Origin of the sequence: Desulfosarcina widdelii, from assembly GCF_009688965.1 — a bacterium.
Classification (GTDB): Bacteria; Desulfobacterota; Desulfobacteria; order Desulfobacterales; family Desulfosarcinaceae; genus Desulfosarcina; species Desulfosarcina widdelii.
In genome coordinates this window covers 5,616,586-5,637,412 of sequence record NZ_AP021875.1, presented here as the reverse complement: position 1 = coordinate 5,637,412, position 20,827 = coordinate 5,616,586, and the positions used below count along the sequence as shown (strand labels likewise).

Here is a 20,827-nt window from a genome sequence, read left to right as displayed (position 1 = left end):
CCATATTTTGTGTTTCCCCAATTATTTGTGTTTATCGATGCCCAAATGTGTGTAGTTGTTTTCCAATTACAAATTTTATGATAAGATAGAACTATCTACCACCTTAGAAAAGGATGCAGGCTCTCAAATGATGACGAAGGAAATACTGAAATATTTTAGTAAACTTACAAAAGATGCCAAGGAAGCCCTACAAATCTCCGCATTTATGGGAGCCTGCTTCAATTTGGACCATATTCTTGATCTCAGCAGCATAAGGCCTTCCATGTTTCTGGAAATCTTGGATGAAATGATAGACAAGGATTTTATTCATAAAGACAAAACCGCGGGGAAGGGCTCCTATGCATTTTCATCGGTAAGGCTTTCAGATGCTATTCTTGGCTCCATGAAAAAAGACATAAAAGGGCTTTACTTGAATAAAATTATTGAATATTTGGAAAAGGAGTTGCCCAAAGATGATAAAAAGCCCCTTTTATTGGCCGAATTATATCTAAAGCTTTATAGCCACAACAACCGGCTATACGATAAAAAGAGAGCGGCAGATCTTATAGCTTCTACCGGAAAATCCGATTCCGCAATATCCTTATATAAAGAAATCATAGACGGTCTTCTTTCTGCATCCGGGCATGCACCTTTGGATGACCTTATGCTTGTAGACTCCGTAATTTCCTATTCACATGTTGCTGTCAATATTTTCCCACCGGACGAACTTATCCCCCTAATAGAAAGTACACTGCCAATAGCTAAGAAACTCAAAAACCAAAAGGCAGTTGCTACGCTTGAAGTAAGTATTGGACGCCTCTATCAATCCAAAGGATTGCATACAAGAGCAGTAAAACATTATAAAATTGGATGGAGTATAGCGGAAAATATCTCAGACCAGTCCCTGATCAAGTCAATGTCCAAAGTTTCTGCTTTATCTCTTTTCTGGGAGGGAAAAATTAATGATGCAATCCAAGCATACGAAGAAACTATAGAAAACATAGAAGATATTTCACCTAAGATTCAGGATCTCTGGACTTACCTTATGTTGTCTTATTGCTATGGAATTAGTGGTCGTATTGCACGGGGGTTGGGGTTAGCTGAGGTCTTAAAAGATCAGGCGCTTTCTAAAAAAGATCTTAAAGCAGAAGCTTTTTCAGAAGCGATTATCGCACTTATTTTACTGGAAATACGACATATTGATGAAGCCATACCCCATATTGACAGGGCGCTTTCAATCGGTAAAAGACTTAACAGCTATACAGCAATTTGGATGGCCATGCCGTGTCAAGCATTTGTATTGTACTCAAAAGGAAAATTAAGCAGAGCGAAAAAAGTACTAAAATTGGGATTGTCCTATGCCGAAAAAATTGGTGTAACCCATTATCCCTCACCATGGATTCTGGAAATTTTATTATCTTTGCATAATGCAAGAGAGGAACCGTTACCCGGATATTCATTTTCTTCCGAGATTGAGAGATTAAAAAAATGGCCTGATATATACATGAAAGGAACAGCGTTACGGTATGAAGCCATGGAGAAGTTGATATCTGACCCTGATCTTAGAAAGATAGAATCACTTTTAAGAGATAGTCAGGAACTTTTAAAAAAGGCCGGAGCGAATATTGAATTGGCAAGGACGCAGGTACAATTGGCAAAGCTTTATATCAGCAGTAAGAGCCTTAATAAAGGCAAACTTTTTGCGAACAAAGCGTTTTTGACATTTTTTGAAATAGATAAAAATCTCTTCCCAACAGAATTACTGTTTCTCATCAAAGATCAGGAATTGGAAAATCGTATGTTAAAAGGGGTCACCGAACTCAGCGATGCGGTTGATTCCTTCCAAAACATCGATGGTTATTTAGGTAAAGTTGTCAACGTTTTGACGAATATGTTTGGAGCTGAAAGAGCTGCTGTATTTCTGAAAGGAGATAAAAATACAGACTATCATATACAAATTGCTGCAGCACGAAACTTTAGTCCTGAAGAACTTAATCATTTTGAGCATTCACCATTACAAACAATAGTACTATCCACACTCGACAAAAAACAACCTATAGTAGTTAACAAGCCTGATGAATTTACAAATGATATTAAATCAGATGCAACTGATTTTTTTTTGAGCTCTCTTGCCTGTATTCCTTTAGTGATACATGGTGAAACCATCGGGTTAATATACGTCGACAATCGCCTCTTGGAGGGAATATTCTCCCGTAAAGATTTAGTAATAATGTCCTCAATAGCAGCACAGGTAGCTCTTAAATTAAAGACGTTTTCCTCTCATAGAAATTTATATCCAGCCAGATTTAATTTAGGAGAGGAGGATATACAATATACTTCGAACGAAAACACTTTCAATAAAGCTTTTCCTCAAATAGTAGGTAACAGTAAAGCCATTAAAAGTGTTATTCACAAAATAAAAAAAGTCTCCAATTCTGATGCTACAGTGCTAATATATGGAGAAACCGGCGTAGGCAAAGAATTGGTTGCACATGCCATTCATCATAGCAGTCGTAGAGCCAGCAACCCTTTTATTGCTGTTAATATCTCTGCTTTATCCGCAAATCTTCTACCAAGCGAATTGTTCGGCTATGAAAAAGGTGCATTTACAGGCGCTGATAAGACGAGAATCGGTCGTTTTGAAATGGCGCATAATGGTACAATATTTTTGGATGAAATAGGTGATCTTCCACTAGATTCTCAAGTTAAAATACTCCGAGTTCTACAAGAGGGTGAATTTGAGCGAGTCGGTGGCACCCGAACCATTAAATCCGATTTTCAATTGATCGCAGCTACGAATCGGAATTTAGATAACATGGTAGCAAAGGGGTCTTTCCGTTCGGATTTGTTCTATCGCATTAATACATTCCCGATTGAAATTCCACCTCTTAGACAGAGGCAAATGGATATTCCCATTCTTGCTCACTATTTTTTAAAAAAATACAACATAAAACATCAAAAAAAAATAACAACAATACCTCAACATGAATTAAAAAAACTTATGCAGTACTCATGGCCCGGAAACATTAGGGAATTGGAACATGTTATTGAAAGATCTTTGATACTTTCGGACAAAGAGGAAATTTCAATCCCGGATCTCGAAAAAATTTCAGACGACACTGGAAAGAATCAAAAACTGAAGGAGTTACTGCCACTCGATGAAATCTCTCGGCGGCATATTATCCTGGTACTGGATCATACAAAATGGAGAATTAGAGGCCCAAAAGGTGCCGCAAATATTTTAGGGCTAAAACCCTCTACACTTGAATACCGAATGAAAAAATTGAGGATTTTTCGGCACCGTTAATCACCCTTGCAATTCGGATTGTCTTCCCCCTGGTCGGGGTGACGCCTTCTTACCGCAGGCTGGGTTTACCCGCCATGCCGGGCAAACAAAAGCGTGACGAACCCATGTGGTGCGCGCCACCTCCGCGAAGGTGCCGATGTGGTGGATATCGAGGGGGTGGATGGCGGGCTGCTGAAGGTGATCCGCCAGGAGTACAGCGGCATGGTCAGCACCCATGTGACTGCCGACACTTCCGGCGGCGCGGTGATTAACCTGCGTCCCGGGGCTTTTGCCCCCGATGAAAGTAAATCAGCGGGGGGCAGTGTTGAAAATAAATCCGCGGATTGCGGCGATCTGACCGCCAGGCGGACCTTCCTGGAAGTGGTGGAAGCCGAAGTGGGCGACGTGGACATCACCAAGTCTGACGTGCTGGTCTCCATCGGCCGGGGCATCGAGGACGAAGAGAACATCGAGATTGCCCAGGAACTGGCCGATGCCATGGGCGCCGTGGTTTCCTGCTCCCGACCCATCGTGGATGCCAAGTGGCTGGAGAAATCCCGTCAGGTGGGCACATCCGGGCAGACGGTCAAGCCCAAGGTATACATGGCCTGCGGCATCAGCGGCAGCTTCCAGCACCTTGGCGGCATCAAGGGCTCGCCGTTCATCGTGGCCATCAACAAGAATGTCAAAGCCCCCATCTTTCAGGTGGCCGACGTGGGCATTGAGGCCGACATCCTTGAATTCCTGCCCGAACTGACCGAGGCAATTCAACAAATATAAAATTAGATTCCTATCGATGGATATGAATAAGGAGATTGAACCATGATTCCGGAAATGAAAAAAGTGCTTTTTGCGACAGATCTTACTGAGAACGCACGTTACGCATTTAAATACGCGGCCGATATTGCCGCTCGTTATAGAGCAGGACTGGTGATCTTGCATGTAATTGAAGATGTCCCACGTAATGCTGAAGAAGAAATAATTAATATGCTTGGTGAAGAAAGATGGGAAGAAATTAACAGCCAACATAGAAAGAGCACCCAGGAAGTTCTTATAGGGAAGATGTCGGAAAACAAGATGATCAGGCTTGCACTCAGTGGCCTAACCGGTCAAATTGATGAGCAACCAGTTTCTGATATAGACAAGCAAGTAGAGATCGTCGTTCAATCCGGGAACGTTGTCGAGGAGATCATATCCCAATCGGAAAGCAAAGGCTGCGGAATGATTGTCATGGCTTATGTTTCACGAAACATGATGGAACGGTTTATTGTCGGTGGTGTCTGCAGGAAGGTTTTGAGACGTAGTAAAAAGCCGGTACTGTTGGTTCCCATGCCGGACAACACGTAGCGTTTTTCTGAATGTCATCCATACAGCAGATGCTAATTATTGGTACCGGTGCGCTGGCCAGTTTCTTTGCCGCCAGATTGTCAAATGCGAGTATTCCTGTCAGCATGACGGGAACATGGACCCAAGGGATTGCCGCAATCCGGTCCAAGGGGGTCATGCTTGTTGATCAACAAAGAAGGTCCTCAAATTACCCAGTCAAGATCGTAACGGATCCCAGAGACTGTGATGAGGTGATGCTTGCGTTGGTACTGGTCAAATCCTGGCAGACCGAACGGGCCGCGAAACAATTACGAAGCTTTTTGCATCCGCAAGGGGTAGCCCTGAGTCTTCAAAACGGATTGGGGAACCATCAGAAACTGTCAGCCATCCTGGGAGCAGACCGGGTTTTCACGGGCGTGACCACCACCGGTGCTACCTTGGTCGCACCCGGACGGGTAAGGGCCGGGGGAGAAGGGGCCATATCATTTGTCGCCAGTGATCGGCTTGAACCATTTCGCGAACGTTTCAAGAAGTCGGGATTCGTTGTAGAAACTGCCACTTCGATGGAGCCTTTGATCTGGGGCAAACTTGCGATCAATGCCGCCATCAACCCGTTAAGTGTGATCTGGCGAGTGGCCAACGGTGAGTTGGTATGTCAGCAATCGACACGCAAGCTAATGGCCATGACTGCCCGCGAAGTGGAGGCCGTTGCCTTAGCTTACGGTATTCAATTGCCTTTTGAGGATGTCGTTGAAGCCGTTGAAGGGGTCGCCCAGCGAACAGCGCAGAATCGTTCATCCATGCTGCAGGATGTGTTGCGTGGCGCTCCGACCGAGGTCGATGCCATCAATGGCGAGGTCATAAGAGCTGCCAGGAAAGTCGGCGTACCAGTGCCAATTAACCGGATCCTGTTGTACTTGGTAAAATCAATCGTCAAAAGAAAGTCAACCCGCAAGTGCAACTATGCAAACTGTAAAAGCGTTGGAAGAACTGCGAGCCGCCCGCCAACCACTTTGTGAACCGGTCGGACTCGTCCCGACGATGGGTTTTTTACACCCGGGTCATCTTTCGCTGGTGAGGCGTGCTCGCTCGGAATGTGCTTCGGTGGTGGTCAGCATTTTCATCAACCCGACCCAGTTCGGACCACAAGAGGATCTATCGGACTACCCGCGTGATCTGGAAAAAGACCTGGCCCTTCTGGAAACTTCCGGCGTCGACCTGGTATGGACGCCAGCGCCAGAAACGATGTATCCCCCTGATTATCAGACCTGGATCGAGGTCGATAAGGTTTCGAAACCGTTGGAGGGTGCCCGTAGGCCGGGGCACTTCCGCGGAGTAGCCACGGTGGTTGCCAAGCTGTTTAATGCCGTGCAACCGCAAAGAGCCTATTTCGGACAAAAGGATGCCCAGCAAGCCGTGGTCATCCAACGCATGGTACGGGACCTGAACTTTCCCATCGACATTGTGGCTTGCCCGCTGATCCGCGAATCAGATGGCCTGGCCATGTCCAGCCGGAATGTTTATCTGACCCCCGAACAGCGCAAAGCGGCAGCGGTGCTCTACCGGGCACTAATAGCAGGCCGGCAGGCCTATGAATCCGGTGGGCGCAAGGCCGGTCAATTACGAGCGGTCATCATCAAGGAGATTGACGCCGAACCGTTAACGCGACGGGAATACGTTTCTGTCGCCCATCCCGACACCCTCATCGAATTGGATCGTGTCAACCAGGATGCCTTGTTTTCGATGGCAGTCCATATAGGCAAAACCTGTCTGATCGACAATTTCCTGCTTCGAAATGGGAACTGGTACACGGGACAACTGTTGAACGAAACAATAGAATGACCATTTATCGAATGTCGCAGAAGGACAAATTTCATCGGACAGTGGTTATCGAAATTAAAGCGTTCGGTGCCACGACCACAAAAACTACCAAGTCTAGGGCACTCCAGCCCCATGAAATAACTATCTGTAAATCATCAACGTTATTGATATGAACCAAAGAAACTATCCCAACGTTCTCTTCATCTCTCTCTCCCAGTTCGGGATAGCCTTTTCTTTTAATTTCGTTATGGTATTCCTTCCTTTTTTTATCCACGATATCGGACCTCCTTCCCCTCAAAAAACACTGATATGGGTGGGGCTTATCATGGGGGCACCAAGCTTTGTTGCAGCTGTTGTCTCTACCTATTGGGGATCTTTAACCTCCCGTACCAGTCCCAAAGTTCTTTTTATTAGAGGATTGTTATCCCATTCGGTTGTCATCCTGTTGATGGGTTTTGTTTCGAGCCTTCCTGTTCTACTTATGCTTAGCATTGTTCAGGGGATACTGGGCGGCATTTCTACAGTCGGGCTGATCATTGTCTCTTCGTCCTCTTCCAGCGAATGGGTTTCAAGGGATATCGGCTTATTCCAGAACGCTATGACACTCGGACAGTTGATCGGCCCCCCGATAGGCGCGCTGGCCGCCACGACGTTGGGCTACCGGGGCGCCTTTATAACTGCGTCTGCGCTCGTCTTCATCACCCTGATATTTTGTTTTTTCTATGTGAAGGAGTTCCCCAGTGAATTAAGAGTCCCTACCGGCATGAAAAGACCTGCGATCAACCAAAAGACTCTTATCGCGTGGGGACTTTGTTTTTCCGCCACCGTCCAGCTAATGTTTTTGCCCAGTGTCCTGCCGAACGTATTTCGGGGATTTCATATGAATGAAAGCATGGCTATAAAATCGGCCGGGCTGGTTGTTATGTTGTATACGGCAACAGCCATAACCGGGACCTTTTTATTGTGCAGATTGGCCGCAAGGGTCAAAATTCACAGATTGATCATTAAGGTCGGCATCCTGGGAACGATTATGCAAGTATTGCTGTCGGTATGCCCTGGCATTACGAGTTTCGTTGCGATTCGCATGCTTCAGACGGCAATGATTGCCGCTATCATGCCGTTGGTTTTCTCTTCCTTTTCCTCGGATATGGATGGACGGGTATTAGGTTTTTTAAACTCAGGCCGATTTGCGGGCAATGCCATGGGACCCATGATCGGAACCTTCGTCCTTGCGTTTTCTAATTTCAACTGGCTGTACCTTTCAATCGCCAGCCTGGGTCTGGTGGCCGTGGTGAGTTATGCATTTTCATTCGCTGGCCCAAGCAATGCCGGTTAGATTTTTCAAACGTCCTGGGAGGTCCCCTTGACGGATGTGAATAATGGTGTCTTCCTGACAGTTGTTGATGGAATGATTTTTAAAAATTTGTAAATTGAGGCGTTCATGGGAATCCCACAGCGAAGAGAGCGAGAAAAAGACAGGCGGCGTCAGCAGATTATGATTGCGGCCAGGCGGATGATTTTAGAAAAAGGGTACAGCTGTGCAACGATGGAGGATATCGCCAGAGAGGCAGAATTGAGCGCCGGAACCCTTTATCTTTATTTCAAAAATAAAGAAGAGCTGTACGCCTCGCTTTCCATACGGATACTGCAGTATCTGTTGATTCGGCTGGAGCACGTAAACAAAGAGGCGAACACCTCCTCCGATGAGAGATTGGAGAGTCTTAATAATGCCCTGCTGGATGTTTACGATTTTGACGCTCCGATTCTTATCAACATGTTTAACCTTCAGTCCAGCGAAACCTTGCATCATATCTCCCTTGAGCTGCTGGCAGAAATCAAGGACCTGGCCAGGAATATTCTCGGTAAAATAGTGCAGATCCTAAACGGAAGTATGAAAGAAGGCGCTTTAATCGATTACCATCCTATCGCCCTGGCTGACATTCTCTGGGGTACCTTTTCAGGGGTAGTTTTAAGAGAAGAAGTTAAAAAGGTCATCAATGGCAGCGAGGATTTTGTCCGTGAAAACTTTAGCCTGGCCTTTGACATCTTTATCAAAGGCCTGCAAGCAGCGCAAAATTGATGCCTGGAAGACAAACATATATTGGCACTGGCGATGTTGAACTTGGTTACCAAACCGTATGGATCGGTATTGCTACTTTATATGGTGGTTTGTCGGTCTGTTGGCAAGGAAAAGAAAATATGATGTTGCGGGAAAAGCCATCCTGGCACCTCCTCCATCTCCCGCCGAGGGCTGGGCCCACCATCTTTTAAACGGCGAGATGGCGTGCCCAGTCCTCTATCTTTTCAATTACCCTTGAACCATCTAAGGATTTTGACTGGATATAGAATTTTGCAGTGCAAAGATGGATGTAATAACCTTATTTCACTAACAACTGGTTATCCTTTACGAACATTGGCGACGATTCAGCGGACCGGAAGATGACCAAGGAAGCAGCGACAAGCCTGGAAGAGAAAATCAGGGAGCAGGAGATCCAGATAGACAGAATCAGCACGACGCTTGAAGTCTTGCTGGAACGCCGAGAAAAAGAAAAAGCCGATTTTTGCCGAACGATATCCGCCGATATCAAAAAAAATGTGTTTCCTTTTATAGAAAGGATGACAACCGTTCCGCTGAGTTCTATTGCACAAACCTATCTGACTTTAATTAAAAACAACCTGGAAAAGATCGTATCTTTAGATAACGATTTTAAAGCATTATCGGAACATGGCTTTACGCCAACCGAAATGTACATCATAGAACTGGTCAAACAGGGAAAGCGAAGCAAGGAAATTGCTGACTTGCTGAACGTATCCATTGCGACAATTTCTTTCCATCGGAATAATATCCGAATCAAACTGGGACTGAATAAAAGAAAAGAAAACCTGTTCAGCTACCTTAACTCTCTGCAGAACTAAAAAAATCATTTAGACAGGTGTTTATGTATCAACCGATAAAAGAGATACTAATTGCGACAAAGCTGTCAAAGAGTTTTGTGTCCGCATTTGAAACGGCGGTTTTTATTGCTATCCCGTACAACGCATCGTTGGTCTTGATGTATCAACTTGAAGATAATTCCAATGGAATGATCGATCGTGTTAAAGAATTGATCGGCGAAAAAAGGTTAAATGAAACTTACTTGAATAATGATATAATTCCTATTGATGGATCAATATCAAAAGAAGACACGATCAAAATTGATGAACCCGTAAAAACTCTTACCTGGTTATCCATAAAACTAAAGTGATGATTTTTACTTTTATTAGACCACCTGTGACCGCATCTGTCACAGGCTCAAGTTATACTGGCCTCATCCATAACCAAAGGAGGCCAATTATGACAGATTTTTTCATCGACGAAGACTTCCCCTGCAGCCAGGTCGAATTTGACAAACGGTTTAGTACCGAACAAGCTTGCCGAGACTACCTGATCGATATGAAATGGCCAGATGGTTTCAACTGCCCAAAGTGCGGGCATAAAGAATACTGGATCAGTGCAAAGGGTTTATACATATGCACTCGCTGCGAATCGCCCCATTCGCTGACAGCCGGTACCGTGATGCATGGAACCAAAAAACCATTGACCTACTGGTTCAAAGCTATGTGGTGGTTTACAACCCGAAAATCCGGGGTTAACGCTATCAATCTAAAGGACCTGCTGGGTTTGGGAAGCTATCAGACTGCTTGGTCCTGGCTGCACAAACTCAGGCGTTGTACGATACGACAGGGCCGTGAACGACTTTCAGGCACTGTTGAAGTTGACGAATTCGTTATCGGCGGTCAAAAGCCCGGCAAACGTGGCCGCGGTGCCGATGGCAAAACCATCGTGGTTGCGGCGGTTGAGAAAAAGGGCAAAAAACTTGGCCGTATCCGATTGCAAGTGGTGCCGGATTGCTCCGGCGATGTTTTAGATCAATTCGTATCCACCAACGTTGACCCTGGCAGCACAACGATCACCGATGGTTGGAAAGGCTACAACTTCCTTGATGACAGCAGCTACACGCACCATCCGATTGTGGCATCCCGAACCTCAGACAAGGACAGCGTCTTGCCGGGTGTTCATTTGGTGGCATCCTTAGTAAAACGATTAATCCTTGGTACTTTCCAGGGCCGGTTCGGACCCGAACATCTTCAGAGTTATTTGGACGAATATGTGTTTAGGTTTAACCGTCGAACATCCCGTAACATTGGGAAAAAGTTCATGCGAATGGCTCAACAGATAACCTCGGCGATGGACCCTAAAGGTTGGACAACCTGACGTATTGGATAAGCTCTGAGCCGATTCGTTAAGGGAGGCATCAGGCCGCCTCCGCGAATGGATAAGGTAGACCATAATAAACCTCATCCGGGGTTAGGTTGTCAAGTGTCTGGTGGAATCGCTCCCGGTTGTAAAAAGAGAACCAGCCGCGCAGCCCCTTCCGAAGATCGGCACCGTTGTTAAAAGAGCGGAGGTAGATATAGTTGTACTTCAGCGTCCACCATAGTCTTTCGATGAAGATGTTGTCCTGGGCACGACCTCTGCCGTCCATACTGATGGCAATGCCATGCTCCTTGAGTACGCCGGTAAAATCCTCACTGGTAAACTGGGAGCCCTGGTCGGTGTTGAAAATTTCCGGGGTCCCGTAGCGGCGGATCGCCTCTTCTAACGCCTCAACACAAAAGTCAGTTTCCATGGTGCGTATTCCGCTCAAACTGACCAGTCATTCCGGAGGAAAGTGACCACCCGTTCCGCTTTATTGTGACCAGTTGTTCCGCTGCAAACTGTCCACCTCATCGGAGCGAAGCGACGCCGGTTTTCCCTACCTTCCAGACTTGGCGGATTTCGTCAAGGACGAGCGGATTTTTCGCATGGATTCTCCTTTCAAATTTATCTTGTGGGCGTTGTGAACGAGGCGGTCCAAAATGGCATCGGCCAGGGTGGGATCGCCGATATGCTCGATCCAGTTTTCGACGGGAACCTGGGTGGCGATGATGGTGGAGGAGATCGACTGGCGATCCTCCAGCACCTCTAAAAGATCCCGACGTTCCGGGTCGGTCATCGGGGCGATACAAAAATCGTCGATGATCAGGACCTTGACCTTTGACAACTTGTTCATCAGTTTCGGATAGGAGCCATCGGCCCGGGCAATGGCAACTTCCTGGTAAAGTCGCGGTGCCCGCTTGTACATGGAGGCAAAGCCGTTGCGGCAGGTGCTGTTGGCGATAGCACAGGCCAGATAGGTTTTGCCGACACCGGTGGGCCCGAGGACGATCGCGTTCTGGGCTTTCTTGATCCAGTCGCTGCCGGAGAGCCTGACCACCAGGGATTTGTCCAGGGCGCGGGGCGTCTTGAAGTCGATATTCTCGATGCAGGCGCTGTCCCGGAGCCTGGCAGTTCTTAGCAGCCGGGTCATGCGCCGGTCCTCTTTAAAGGTCCATTGCCGGTCCACCAGCATGGCGAAGCGGTCTTCAAAACTCAGTTCATTCAGGTCCGGCTGCCCCAACTGCTCGGTAAAGGCGTTGGCCATGGCGGCCAGCTTCATATCGTGCAGCTTGTCCAGCGTCTGTTGCGTCAGCATGAGCGGTCCTCCTTCTGCCGGTAATAATGAGGTCCTCTGATATTGGGATGGACGGCAGCCGGGCGCCGATTTCCTGGTGTTGTCAGCGGCTGCCGGTCAAGCCCGTTCTTCAGGATCGATTCGACATTTTTAAACGTATAGGCGCCGATGGCCACCGCCCGTTCACAGGCCTTTTCAAGGCGCTGGGGGGTATAGCGTTTGCCCAGGCGCATCACCCCCAGACAAGATCGAAAGCCCTGTTCCGGATGCTGTTTACGCTCCATAATCTCCGTGACCACGCGCTGGGTGCATGGGCCGGTCTTCCCCGCCCAATGGATAATCCGTGAAGGGGTCCACTGCAGGTGTCGCTGGTGGGCCTTGGGCATGTGTTCGGCAAGGGTGGTGTGACCGTATTTGCGGTGGCTTCTGGCATGACTGGCGACCCGGCGGTTTTTATGGAAGATCGCGATGGTGGTGGCAGTCATGCTCACGTCGAGTTTCTTGCCCCGCAGCTGGTAAGGCACGCTGTAATAGTGCCGGTCCATCTCCACGTGATAATCGATATTGACGGTCGCTTTTTTCCATTGGGCGAACTCGTAGGGGTGGACAGGCAACGCGGCCAGCGCCGGACGGTCGATGGTTTCGAAAAGGTGCTCCCGGGAGACTTTCATTTTCTGCAAGGGGCGCTGATTGAATATAATCAACTTCTCACTTATCGCCTGATTGAGTTCTGCCAATGAGAAGAAACGGTGGTTCCTCAATGCCGCCAGTATCCAGCGTTCGACGATCAATACCGACGACTCCACCTTGGCCTTGTCTTTGGGTTTTCCGGGCCTTGCCGGAATGACCGTGATGCCATAGTGCCGGGCCAGGTCCAGGTAGGTGGGATTGACGTCGGGTTCGTAGCGGCACGGGTGGGTGACGCCGCTTTTCAGGTTGTCGGGCACCAGGATCTGGGGAACCCCGCCGAAGAACTCCAGGGCGCGGATGTGGGATTTGATCCAGTCGGGCAGTTTCTGGGAAGCCGTGGCTTCGGCATAACTGTAGTTGCTGGCCCCCAGGGTGGCGATGAAAACCTGGGCTTCCAAATCAACCTTGCCGGCATCCGGGTTATAGATGGGAACCGTCTGACCGGCATAATCGATGAAAGCCTTTTCCCCGGCGCGATGCTCCTGGCGCAGGCTGACATCCAATTGCTTGCGCCACTTTTGATACAGTTCGCAAAAATAGCTGTACTGGTATCCGTCGGGGTTGTTCTGTTTGTATTCGTACCACAGCAGCTGCAAGGTGACGTGCTTCTTTTTGAGTTCCTTGAACAGGTAATGCATGGGCGGCATGACCGACTTGTCAGATGCCGCCTGGGGGGCGTTGGCATAAAGGCGTTGTTCAAGACGGGCGTCATCGATGTCATCGGGAAGCGGCCAGGTGATCCCGGCCTGCCTGGCCATCTCCAGGTACTTTCCCACAGTGACGTGGGAGATGGCGCAGCTTTTGGCGATATTGCGGTTAGTCAGCTGGTGGTCGAATTTGAGCCTGAGCACTTCTTTGAGTTTTCGCATGGATAATCGGTCCTTTGCCATTGATCCTCCCCAAAATAGAAATGGGAAGGATTACCGAAAAAAGTTCGATTGATCCAGCGTCGGCTCACCCGATGAAGGTGGTCACAATGAAGCGGAATCGGTGGTCACAATGTTCCGGAATGGGTGGTCACAATCCAGCGGAATCGATGGACAGTTTGCAGCGGAATGAGTGGTCACAATGCGGCGGAATACGCACATTGGACCAGTTCCGAGTTCTCCATGGCATTGATGGCCTGGTATACGTCCACATGCTGCTCGACCTTGCATGAAGGGCATTCGATGTTTTCTGTTTCGATCGTCGTCATGGATTGCCCGCCTTATCTGCAGATGTTTTTGCGGGCGGGGAAAGAGGATGGCATTGTCATATGATCATTTCAGGAAAAAGGAAGCCCCTGCAGCGGTATGGACCACAGGGGCTTAGGGAGGATTGGGTGGAATGGAGGTAAATGGCAATTCCACTGAATTTCTAAGAGACCGATTTTTGCCAGCGGTTACAATTTTCTGATGGATGCAATTTCACGAGACATTCCCATTACGTGCGAGTTTGATATCATGCTGAGTTTTCGCAGGTTCTAAATCAAAAATGACGGAAACACCGTTTATATCAATTACAATGGCGATAGGTAAAGGGTCCGTTGATTTTGTATCGAGACACCAGAAACAGCCCTCGCTGACCAGAAAAGAATTAATCGATAAGTGAATTTGTTCAACAAACTTCATTACGAAAATAAAAAATCGGTTAAAGAGGTCCTACCTAAAATATCGAAATCATGTTTCCTGCGCGATAGTCACGGCAGGTCTGCTCGGTATTGAAACGTTTTTCAAATTCAACCCAGATATTGCATTTGAGAAAAGTGTTGACCTAAAAAAGTGCACCCTTTAATAATGATTCTGGGATCTTAAGCGTGGCCAATCCACGAGAAAGGAATCATCAAAAGGGTGCGAAAACAAAATAGCAAGAAAGGCCGTCCGCGTAAAGTCATTCGACAAGGAAAAGCCAGCCTTTCGTTCACCGGTAAAGCCGTCACTTCCCATGCAGGCATGGCTCTCGTTTCCCGTGCACTCGATTATTTTAATGTTGGTAACGATCTTAAAAAGTTCACCACCGATCTGGACGCTGACAAGCATCACAAAATGAATCGTCTGCTGGAACAATTGATCACTTTGCGGATGCTCGGTGGTGATGCCGTCAGCGACACCGCACTGCTCAACGATCCCGCCCTGGGTGCGTTGTTTGACTGGGATACGATTGCACATCCGTCCACCTTCGGGCGTCGCCTGGGAAAAATGCGCTGGATTCATAATCTGGGCCTTGAACGCATCGTCACCGGGTTGAGTGACCGCGTGGCCAAGACCGGCCCGCGCCTGGTGGCCATCGATTCCACGGTCGCCACCGTGTTCGGCGAACAGATCGAAGGTGCCGAGCGCGGTTATAATCCCCACAAGCCGGGACGCGATTCGTATCATCCGATTCTGGCGGTAGATGTCGCTACCCGATCGGTTGTGGATGGCTACCTGCGGCCTGGATCGTGTGCTTCCGGTCATGGCCTGGACGACTTCATCCGCAAACTGATCGCCGAAAGCAAGCATCCGGTGGATCAGACCGTTTTCCGCCTGGATAAAGGCCTGACTGCTGGAGCGGTGCTGGACACCATCGAAGGGTTTAACGCCGGTTATGTGGCCAAGGTTAAGCTCACCGCCAACGTGGTCGGAATGATTTCAAAGATCAAAAATTGGCGGGCCTTTGGCAAAGGCCACTTTGCCGCCAACATCTACTGCCAGCTCGACGGATGGGAACGCCCCCGACGCATGGCGGTGATTGAGAGAAATCTGCCTGCCGAAGAGCAACCAGCTCAGCTGCCCCTGTTCGAGATGATGGACGGTCGTTATGAAGTCGTCGTGACCAACCTGCATCTCAATGCCGAGAATATCTGGCGCCTTTATAACCGCGGCACCGTGGTCGAGCAGGTTATTGATGAACTGAAAAACGATTTTGCGGCCACGGGTGTTCGTACCAACAGCTTCTGGGCCAACGATGCGCTCTTTCTGACCGGATTGATCGCCTATAACCTGCTCAACTGCATCCGCCGCCTGACGCTGCCCAAGAGCTTGAAGACGGCCCGGATAAAAAGGATCGGTTTGTTGCTGTTGCATCTGCCGGCCAATGTGATCCGGGGCAGTCGGCAGTTGTGGATCAAGATCCGCCGCGATCACCCCATGCGATTGATCTTTTACCGGGCAATGGCAACCCTGCAATAAGAAAGAACCGCGACATTGCTGAAAAACGGATGGCGAAGTGCGTTCAATTTGTCGGAATATGCTTCGTTTTTGCTACTAAGCGACCATTTATTTCTAGTCCGGGGAAGATAAACCTCAGTCACCATAATCGGAACCGAGTGTTGAACCTAAAAAGCGACTTTTACCCGACTTTTAAATCTCAAATGCAAGATCTGGGATGAACTTTTTACCGATGCTCTTTGATTTGCGGCGATTGAATCGAAAGACATACTCATCCAGGTAATTCTGAAGGTATTTCGGTTCGAATCGACCCTGGTACGTTCCTCTGATCAATCGCTTTATCAAGGTCGTCACCAAATGAGCACCGTATAGCTTATCGTAGTTCTTGCTCTTGTTTTGGTTGGTAGTTTCGCGACGGAACTGTTCTTTATCAATGGTGTTGTAGCTTTGCCAGTCATCTGTGGCAATGGTTGAGCCAGGCTCGATGTTGTCGAGAATAAAGGTTTCCAAAGAAAAACCGGAACAATCCAGGGCGACATGCAGGCGAATGCGACCCATTCGCTTTTCAAGGTCTCAGCGCTCGACGGCAATCGCTACGATGGTTTTGCCTTCGGCCCCACGGCCTCGCTTGCCGGAACGTTGACCGCCGATGAAGAACTCATCGACCTCGACGCGTCCGGACAGCTTTTCCCGCTCGTGGCGGATCGTACATCGCCGGAGTTTTTGAAGCCATGTCCAGGCGGTTCCATAACTGCCAAAGCCCAACAATTCCTTTAGATTTACCGCATTGACACCGGATTTGCGGGTAGTGAACCACCACATGGCTTTGAACCAGTAAGTGATCGGGCTTTTAGAGCTGTCCATAATCGTACCGGCCGTTAAGGAATGCTGGTGTTCGCACTGGGTGCAAATATATAGGTTCCTCGAACTCAGCCAAAACCGTTTGTGGCCGCATTTTCTACACACAAAACCATCGGGCCACTTTTGTTGGAACAGATACTCGTAACAGGCATCCGGATTTGAAAAACGTTGATCAAATTCGATCTCGGATCTTGGAAAGTCCTCAGTAATGGAAAAGTTTGTCATGGCGGCCTCCTTTTGTTGGTTGTGAGGCCATCATAACGCAACCGTGTGACAGATACGGTCACAACAGGCTTACTGGAGTTTCATAGAGAACCGGAAAGTGGTATTTCAGATTTGAAATCATCTAATGATGCTTGAATTACTGACTTATGTGGTTGAGATTCAGCTGATATATTTAACGTCGAGCTATGATTATTGTTAGTTGATTCCATATGATAAAATGTAATTATTAAAACTGCAATCACCATACTTAGAACTGTCTTACCTCTCACTGAAAAGACAGTACTTTTCCATAAATTATATAGACCGAGCGGGAAAAAGATGATCAAGAACAATATAATCACAGGCTTATTATCATACCATTTAGGTTTTACTGCTTCGTCCATTTTGAAATCTCCTTTCTAATATAATTTTTTCCTAAAAGAATTTGAGACACAATTTTTCACTCTACCCTGCTCAAAGTTTACAATGAATACAATACACTCTGAACCTTTTATTAAAAGCAGATCAATTGAGAAAATAATGAAAAAAGATATTGTGTTAACGCTAAGAGTAGACTCTGAGATGGATCAAATCATACGTTCTCTTGCTGAATCAGATGAAAGAACCGTTGCTTGGGTTACAAGAAAGCTGATAGAAGAAGCATTGATCGCACGCAACCTTTTAAAACCGAAAAAGAAAGGATGACCATTTTTCGCGCCCCGTCCTTCCCACTCAACTCACTGACATGCAGTTGGGTTGGTGAGCCTGATCACCCCCTTTCATTCCAGCCATTCCCTTTACAGATATTCTCGATACCCGAAGCCTTCTTGACTGGAAAATACTCTTCCAGTTCACAATTCACCTCGATGCCACAGACTGAAAGATCACGCAGTTCACCGAAGCTGAAATAGCCCCACTCCGCCATTTCGTGATCGCCATTCAGGATGGCGTAGCCCCAAAACAAATCATCGCTGTCGTATTCCGCGACATACCAGTCACACCCACCAATGAAAAAGTGCAGGTGGATGAGCTTATCCTTGAGGGGGATGCTTTCAGTTTCGTAAAGCCTCGGTATTTTAGAAAGCCTATCTTTAGTTGGCGTATTCCACATTTTATTCAACTCCTTTCGGTTTTAGAATCAGGTTTAGGACTTTTTCGGTTTCAGACATGACCTTCAGGCAGGCCGCTTGGGGAGTGAGTTTGATTTTCTCCGCGTAGCGTCCGATGTATCGATATGAGTTACCGGTTGTGTCACGGTTCCGTTTCCCGACCATTCGGCAAAGAACCTGCGCCGACAGTTCCGCAATGATTTCCTGTAAAGAATCCTGCCCCGGTTTTAGTGCTCCTTTAATTTGTTCGTGGGCCGCGTGGGCAAGTTCATGGAAAAAGACGCCCTCTTCCGTTGTGGCAAGAGCGATCTCCTTGCGTCCTGGAATGTAATACCCGTAATAGCGGTAATTGCCTGGAATCGCCTTGACTGAGATGCCCCATTCCTCCGCCCGCTCAATCAACGGAAAGTCCGGCAGTTCCAACATCTCGTAATCCAGTGCCTCACCATCAGTATCCTCCAATCTAAAAACCGGCCGACACATGAATCCCCGTAGATAATTTTCAACTTCGCCATTTTCCTCGTTCTCGCTTTTTACGAAAGACGGAACCAATATTCGAAATGACCTGGCTCCTTTCTTCACGTATCGGCCAACCTGTTTCCACTGCCTAAAGCCGCGTGCATCCTGCGTTCCCGAAAGAAACATGACGGTCCGGTTGAGCAATGACCACTTGGCAGATGGAATGTCGGCAATGGGAAATACCGAATACGCGATGGCCTCCGGTATATTCCCCTGTTCAAAGGACGCAATAATGCCGCTAACGGTCTCATGGATTGACGCCGCCATGGAACACCTCCTTAAATTGTGATTCAGCTGATTGTTTAAATGGTTGGATTGATCGGTGGGATGTCGGTCTTCAGATTATTTAAAATCCCTTAAAATCAGTAAAATAGGGCAAAAAAGACCCCGAAAAACAGGCAAAACCCCCTCTTTTAGGTATGTTTTCAACCCCATGTTGTAAAAACGGGTCCCGGCAGTACAATTTTACACGAAACGCCCTTTGAAGGGGTTTTGGGCAATATTGCCCTTGATGTTTGTCTGAGTTTGGGAAAACGACAATTTGTCGTTTTCTGTGTCTGGTTATTTTGACCTGTCATCAATAATCCGAAACCTATCCTCACCAGGGATTAGTCCGAGTGTTGAACCGTTATCCCAATTCACATGAATCGTCCCCGTATCGTCTACAACGTCTACGGTTCCCCTATCGCCGGGTCTGAGATTGGTGTACGGGTCACTTGTTGACATCAGTTCGATTCGCTTGCCTTCAAGTTGATCTTTCATATACTCACCTCCGTTTGGATTGGAATCGGTTGGGTGTAATCAACCTGGCAGTTACCGAAACTAACTTCCCAGTCACCAAGATCCTTGTTAACGGAAAAGCCGGTGTTCATCCATGCGCCACCTGGCATGCAATCGGGATGATGGTCGCGGTCAAATTTCTGGAACAACTGGCAGATGTAGGACCACATTTCATTGCCGATCTCCGGATAACCCTTGATTTTCGAAATCCGGTCCCATTCCGGAAGCGCCAGTTTATAGATTTCGATCAGCACATCTTTCTGATGCTCATGGTTAACGAAAAGAGCGGCAATGAAATCCTTGAGCCGTTCCGTGTTCGAAATTCCTAATGATTGCCAGTGCCGGCGGCATTTAGTTTTTAGTGTCATTTTTCCTCCTAATCGTAACAGTTATGGCAGTAGGTCTTGCCGTTGGCCGTCATCACGAAAGTATTACTGAACGGATGCAGGCAATACCGATGGCCGCAGTCCAGAACGATATATTTTCCGGCCAGAAAGCTCTTAAGATCCTCCAGCGTCAGCTGTTTTTTTTACACCTTTCGAAACCGTTCCATCGCTTGATGGTTTGAAGTGTCCATTGCGTTGCGCAATTTCCGATCGCAGCATCTCATCCACCAATGCCGTCATTGGCTTTTGTTCCTGCCGGGCCAGCCGGTACAGAATCGGAATCAGGTCTTCTTTGACTTTCGGTGAATACATGGTGGATCTCCTTTCCCTGCTATTGGTTATGGTTTCAAATTCAGGGCGCACCAATGGCCCTCACGATCAATGACGAAATCGACCGCCTAATCGATGCTGTTAATCAGTTTTTCAGATGGGATTATTTTGGATCAGGCTTGGTGGGTTGATCGGAAGGCGGGGCGGTATCGCTTTCATTATTATCGGGGTCTTGGTCATGGTCGTCTTCTTCGAAAAGCCCGTTAACGGCTTCCAGGGTCTGCTCAACGGTGACATCCGCATAAATGGTGGTCGTGGCAATGGATGAATGCCCCAGCTGCTTTTGAACCAACCGCAGGTCCTTTGTGCGCTGATACAGATAGGTGCCGTAGCTGTGTCTGAGAGAATGGATGGAGTAATAAATTGGCAGCCCCGATTCAACGATTGCGACTTTGAACGCATACTGCAGGGCTCTGGTTGAATAGGATCTCCCGTGACTGGATACCAACAGGAAATCATTCTTGTCCATGGGTTCCTCCATGGTCCGCTTCCATTCCAGAAATCCCAAAAGATGTTTCATGAGATCCCGAGAAATAAAAACGTCCCGTGTTCGGTTACCCTTGCCGGTTACCCGTATACGAGGCTCACGAATGTTGAGATAAAGGTTGTCGACCTTCAGGTTGGCAATTTCTGAGACCCGCAGCCCCGCGCTTGCCCCCAGGTCAATCGCCATCCAGAAACGGGGCCAGGTCGTTCGCCCCTTTTGCAGGTCGGCCAAAGCCTTGTCTTCAATTGTACGCCGAAGTTTCTTGACTTCGGCTTCGGACAGAAACTTCTCCCTGTCCAAGGTCCATTTTCGATTGAACTGTCTCATGGCCACCTCCTGTGTTGGAAATACTAAGGTTTACATAAGTGATATTGTACTTTACCACGG

General features: G+C 47.7%; 24 protein-coding genes and 3 pseudogenes. 12 read left to right on the top strand and 15 right to left on the bottom strand.

Going from position 1 to position 20,827, the window contains the following annotated elements:
* Nucleotides 1–127 precede the first annotated feature (127 nt).
* From GN111_RS25835 to panC, 5 genes and pseudogenes are all read left to right on the top strand, one after another.
* Entirely contained in the window at nucleotides 128–3,286 is a 3,159-nt protein-coding gene (locus GN111_RS25835; RefSeq protein WP_155306522.1) for a sigma 54-interacting transcriptional regulator, read from the top strand.
* 132 nt (nucleotides 3,287–3,418) lie between these two features.
* Nucleotides 3,419–4,045: pseudogene (locus GN111_RS25830) on the top strand (electron transfer flavoprotein subunit alpha/FixB family protein); the annotation flags it as partial.
* 42 nt (nucleotides 4,046–4,087) lie between these two features.
* Nucleotides 4,088–4,612 carry a universal stress protein gene (locus GN111_RS25825; protein WP_155306521.1) on the top strand — a complete coding sequence of 175 codons (525 nt, stop codon included), beginning with the start codon at nucleotides 4,088–4,090 and terminating at the stop codon, nucleotides 4,610–4,612.
* Between the two features lie 11 nt (nucleotides 4,613–4,623).
* On the top strand, nucleotides 4,624–5,610 hold the full coding sequence (locus GN111_RS25820; RefSeq protein ID WP_155306520.1) for a ketopantoate reductase family protein: 987 nt from the start codon (nucleotides 4,624–4,626) through the stop codon (nucleotides 5,608–5,610).
* Nucleotides 5,555–6,433, top strand: coding sequence for a pantoate--beta-alanine ligase (gene panC / locus GN111_RS25815; protein ID WP_155306519.1), 879 nt, complete (start codon nucleotides 5,555–5,557; stop codon nucleotides 6,431–6,433). The genes GN111_RS25820 and panC overlap by 56 nt, the downstream gene beginning before the upstream one ends.
* A 31-nt stretch (nucleotides 6,434–6,464) precedes the next feature.
* Here the strand turns inward: panC and GN111_RS33450 are convergent, their stop codons facing one another.
* Nucleotides 6,465–6,686: a hypothetical protein gene (locus tag GN111_RS33450; protein ID WP_170302053.1), complete on the bottom strand. Its 222-nt coding sequence runs from the start codon at nucleotides 6,684–6,686 to the stop codon at nucleotides 6,465–6,467.
* Here GN111_RS33450 and GN111_RS25810 point away from each other — a divergent pair.
* The 5 genes from GN111_RS25810 (at nucleotide 6,582) to GN111_RS25790 (ending at nucleotide 10,667) form a co-directional block, all read left to right on the top strand.
* A complete protein-coding gene (locus tag GN111_RS25810; RefSeq protein WP_155306518.1) occupies nucleotides 6,582–7,748 on the top strand; it encodes an MFS transporter in 1,167 nt (388 codons plus the stop codon). The two genes, GN111_RS33450 and GN111_RS25810, sit on opposite strands and share 105 nt — an antisense overlap.
* Nucleotides 7,749–7,853: 105 nt before the next feature.
* The gene (locus GN111_RS25805; protein ID WP_155306517.1) at nucleotides 7,854–8,492 is read left to right on the top strand and encodes a TetR/AcrR family transcriptional regulator; all 639 of its coding nucleotides are present in this window, start codon (nucleotides 7,854–7,856) and stop codon (nucleotides 8,490–8,492) included.
* 359 nt (nucleotides 8,493–8,851) lie between these two features.
* Nucleotides 8,852–9,328 (top strand): helix-turn-helix transcriptional regulator, encoded by a 477-nt coding sequence (locus GN111_RS25800; RefSeq protein WP_155306516.1) that lies wholly within the window; start codon nucleotides 8,852–8,854, stop codon nucleotides 9,326–9,328.
* A 23-nt stretch (nucleotides 9,329–9,351) separates the two neighbouring features.
* Nucleotides 9,352–9,657 carry a hypothetical protein gene (locus GN111_RS25795; RefSeq protein ID WP_155306515.1) on the top strand — a complete coding sequence of 102 codons (306 nt, stop codon included), beginning with the start codon at nucleotides 9,352–9,354 and terminating at the stop codon, nucleotides 9,655–9,657.
* Nucleotides 9,658–9,746: 89 nt separating this feature from the next.
* Nucleotides 9,747–10,667, top strand: coding sequence for an IS1595 family transposase (locus tag GN111_RS25790; protein WP_155306514.1), 921 nt, complete (start codon nucleotides 9,747–9,749; stop codon nucleotides 10,665–10,667).
* A 40-nt stretch (nucleotides 10,668–10,707) separates the two neighbouring features.
* On the opposite strand, the pseudogene GN111_RS25785 reads toward GN111_RS25790, so the two are convergent.
* From GN111_RS25785 to GN111_RS34005, 4 genes and pseudogenes are all read right to left on the bottom strand, one after another.
* A pseudogene (locus tag GN111_RS25785) lies at nucleotides 10,708–11,085 on the bottom strand (transposase); the annotation flags it as partial.
* A gap of 123 nt (nucleotides 11,086–11,208) precedes the next feature.
* On the bottom strand, nucleotides 11,209–11,967 hold the full coding sequence (gene istB / locus GN111_RS25780; protein WP_155306512.1) for an IS21-like element helper ATPase IstB: 759 nt from the start codon (nucleotides 11,965–11,967) through the stop codon (nucleotides 11,209–11,211).
* Nucleotides 11,961–13,526, bottom strand: coding sequence for an IS21 family transposase (gene istA / locus GN111_RS25775; protein WP_155306511.1), 1,566 nt, complete (start codon nucleotides 13,524–13,526; stop codon nucleotides 11,961–11,963). Before istA ends, istB begins: the two co-directional genes overlap by 7 nt.
* Before the next feature lie 173 nt (nucleotides 13,527–13,699).
* Nucleotides 13,700–13,831 carry a CpXC domain-containing protein gene (locus GN111_RS34005; RefSeq protein ID WP_231715560.1) on the bottom strand — a complete coding sequence of 44 codons (132 nt, stop codon included), beginning with the start codon at nucleotides 13,829–13,831 and terminating at the stop codon, nucleotides 13,700–13,702.
* 634 nt (nucleotides 13,832–14,465) lie between these two features.
* Here GN111_RS34005 and GN111_RS25770 point away from each other — a divergent pair.
* Nucleotides 14,466–15,785 carry an IS1380 family transposase gene (locus GN111_RS25770; RefSeq protein ID WP_170302465.1) on the top strand — a complete coding sequence of 440 codons (1,320 nt, stop codon included), beginning with the start codon at nucleotides 14,466–14,468 and terminating at the stop codon, nucleotides 15,783–15,785.
* A gap of 171 nt (nucleotides 15,786–15,956) precedes the next feature.
* On the opposite strand, the gene GN111_RS34635 is transcribed toward GN111_RS25770, so the two are convergent.
* The 4 genes and pseudogenes from GN111_RS34635 to GN111_RS25755 form a co-directional block, all read right to left on the bottom strand.
* Nucleotides 15,957–16,322, bottom strand: a complete 366-nt coding sequence (locus tag GN111_RS34635) for a transposase (protein ID WP_155306509.1) — start codon at nucleotides 16,320–16,322, stop codon at nucleotides 15,957–15,959.
* A 15-nt stretch (nucleotides 16,323–16,337) separates the two neighbouring features.
* Entirely contained in the window at nucleotides 16,338–16,628 is a 291-nt protein-coding gene (locus tag GN111_RS34630; protein WP_435050936.1) for an IS1595 family transposase, read from the bottom strand.
* 36 nt (nucleotides 16,629–16,664) lie between these two features.
* Nucleotides 16,665–16,850, bottom strand: a pseudogene (locus GN111_RS34625) (transposase family protein); the annotation flags it as partial.
* 80 nt (nucleotides 16,851–16,930) lie between these two features.
* A complete protein-coding gene (locus GN111_RS25755) occupies nucleotides 16,931–17,233 on the bottom strand; it encodes a hypothetical protein (RefSeq protein WP_155306507.1) in 303 nt (100 codons plus the stop codon).
* Nucleotides 17,234–17,369: 136 nt separating this feature from the next.
* Between GN111_RS25755 and GN111_RS25750 the strand changes: the two genes are divergently transcribed.
* Entirely contained in the window at nucleotides 17,370–17,534 is a 165-nt protein-coding gene (locus GN111_RS25750) for a hypothetical protein (RefSeq protein WP_155306506.1), read from the top strand.
* Between the two features lie 64 nt (nucleotides 17,535–17,598).
* Here the strand turns inward: GN111_RS25750 and GN111_RS25745 are convergent, their stop codons facing one another.
* The 6 genes from GN111_RS25745 to GN111_RS25720 all read right to left on the bottom strand — a co-directional run bounded on the left by GN111_RS25745 (nucleotide 17,599) and on the right by GN111_RS25720 (nucleotide 20,767).
* A complete protein-coding gene (locus tag GN111_RS25745) occupies nucleotides 17,599–17,940 on the bottom strand; it encodes a DUF2958 domain-containing protein (protein ID WP_155306505.1) in 342 nt (113 codons plus the stop codon).
* A 1-nt stretch (nucleotide 17,941) separates the two neighbouring features.
* A complete protein-coding gene (locus tag GN111_RS25740; RefSeq protein ID WP_231715559.1) occupies nucleotides 17,942–18,520 on the bottom strand; it encodes a zincin-like metallopeptidase domain-containing protein in 579 nt (192 codons plus the stop codon).
* A gap of 498 nt (nucleotides 18,521–19,018) precedes the next feature.
* Complete coding sequence (locus tag GN111_RS25735) at nucleotides 19,019–19,219, bottom strand: DUF4314 domain-containing protein (RefSeq protein ID WP_155306503.1); 201 nt, start codon at nucleotides 19,217–19,219, stop codon at nucleotides 19,019–19,021.
* On the bottom strand, nucleotides 19,216–19,605 hold the full coding sequence (locus GN111_RS25730) for a hypothetical protein (RefSeq protein WP_155306502.1): 390 nt from the start codon (nucleotides 19,603–19,605) through the stop codon (nucleotides 19,216–19,218). Before GN111_RS25730 ends, GN111_RS25735 begins: the two co-directional genes overlap by 4 nt.
* 132 nt (nucleotides 19,606–19,737) lie before the next feature.
* Entirely contained in the window at nucleotides 19,738–19,935 is a 198-nt protein-coding gene (locus tag GN111_RS25725) for a hypothetical protein (RefSeq protein ID WP_155306501.1), read from the bottom strand.
* A gap of 121 nt (nucleotides 19,936–20,056) precedes the next feature.
* Nucleotides 20,057–20,767: a tyrosine-type recombinase/integrase gene (locus GN111_RS25720; protein WP_155306500.1), complete on the bottom strand. Its 711-nt coding sequence runs from the start codon at nucleotides 20,765–20,767 to the stop codon at nucleotides 20,057–20,059.
* Between the last annotated feature and the right edge of the window lie 60 nt (nucleotides 20,768–20,827).

Excerpts from the sequence above, each read along its gene's own strand:
- GN111_RS25835 (WP_155306522.1), top strand. The coding sequence starts at position 128 with ATGATGACGAAGGAAATACTGAAATATTTTAGTAAACTTACAAAAGAT.
- GN111_RS25825 (WP_155306521.1), top strand. The coding sequence starts at position 4,088 with ATGATTCCGGAAATGAAAAAAGTGCTTTTTGCGACAGATCTTACTGAG.
- GN111_RS25820 (WP_155306520.1), top strand. The coding sequence starts at position 4,624 with ATGTCATCCATACAGCAGATGCTAATTATTGGTACCGGTGCGCTGGCC.
- panC (WP_155306519.1), top strand. The coding sequence starts at position 5,555 with ATGCAAACTGTAAAAGCGTTGGAAGAACTGCGAGCCGCCCGCCAACCA.
- GN111_RS25810 (WP_155306518.1), top strand. The coding sequence starts at position 6,582 with ATGAACCAAAGAAACTATCCCAACGTTCTCTTCATCTCTCTCTCCCAG.
- GN111_RS25805 (WP_155306517.1), top strand. The coding sequence starts at position 7,854 with ATGGGAATCCCACAGCGAAGAGAGCGAGAAAAAGACAGGCGGCGTCAG.
- GN111_RS25800 (WP_155306516.1), top strand. The coding sequence starts at position 8,852 with ATGACCAAGGAAGCAGCGACAAGCCTGGAAGAGAAAATCAGGGAGCAG.
- GN111_RS25795 (WP_155306515.1), top strand. The coding sequence starts at position 9,352 with ATGTATCAACCGATAAAAGAGATACTAATTGCGACAAAGCTGTCAAAG.
- GN111_RS25790 (WP_155306514.1), top strand. The coding sequence starts at position 9,747 with ATGACAGATTTTTTCATCGACGAAGACTTCCCCTGCAGCCAGGTCGAA.
- istB (WP_155306512.1), bottom strand. The coding sequence starts at position 11,967 with ATGCTGACGCAACAGACGCTGGACAAGCTGCACGATATGAAGCTGGCC.
- istA (WP_155306511.1), bottom strand. The coding sequence starts at position 13,526 with ATGGCAAAGGACCGATTATCCATGCGAAAACTCAAAGAAGTGCTCAGG.
- GN111_RS34005 (WP_231715560.1), bottom strand. The coding sequence starts at position 13,831 with ATGACGACGATCGAAACAGAAAACATCGAATGCCCTTCATGCAAGGTC.
- GN111_RS34635 (WP_155306509.1), bottom strand. The coding sequence starts at position 16,322 with ATGGGTCGCATTCGCCTGCATGTCGCCCTGGATTGTTCCGGTTTTTCT.
- GN111_RS34630 (WP_435050936.1), bottom strand. The coding sequence starts at position 16,628 with ATGGACAGCTCTAAAAGCCCGATCACTTACTGGTTCAAAGCCATGTGG.
- GN111_RS25755 (WP_155306507.1), bottom strand. The coding sequence starts at position 17,233 with ATGGACGAAGCAGTAAAACCTAAATGGTATGATAATAAGCCTGTGATT.
- GN111_RS25750 (WP_155306506.1), top strand. The coding sequence starts at position 17,370 with ATGAAAAAAGATATTGTGTTAACGCTAAGAGTAGACTCTGAGATGGAT.
- GN111_RS25745 (WP_155306505.1), bottom strand. The coding sequence starts at position 17,940 with ATGTGGAATACGCCAACTAAAGATAGGCTTTCTAAAATACCGAGGCTT.
- GN111_RS25735 (WP_155306503.1), bottom strand. The coding sequence starts at position 19,219 with ATGAAAGATCAACTTGAAGGCAAGCGAATCGAACTGATGTCAACAAGT.
- GN111_RS25730 (WP_155306502.1), bottom strand. The coding sequence starts at position 19,605 with ATGACACTAAAAACTAAATGCCGCCGGCACTGGCAATCATTAGGAATT.
- GN111_RS25725 (WP_155306501.1), bottom strand. The coding sequence starts at position 19,935 with ATGTATTCACCGAAAGTCAAAGAAGACCTGATTCCGATTCTGTACCGG.
- GN111_RS25720 (WP_155306500.1), bottom strand. The coding sequence starts at position 20,767 with ATGAGACAGTTCAATCGAAAATGGACCTTGGACAGGGAGAAGTTTCTG.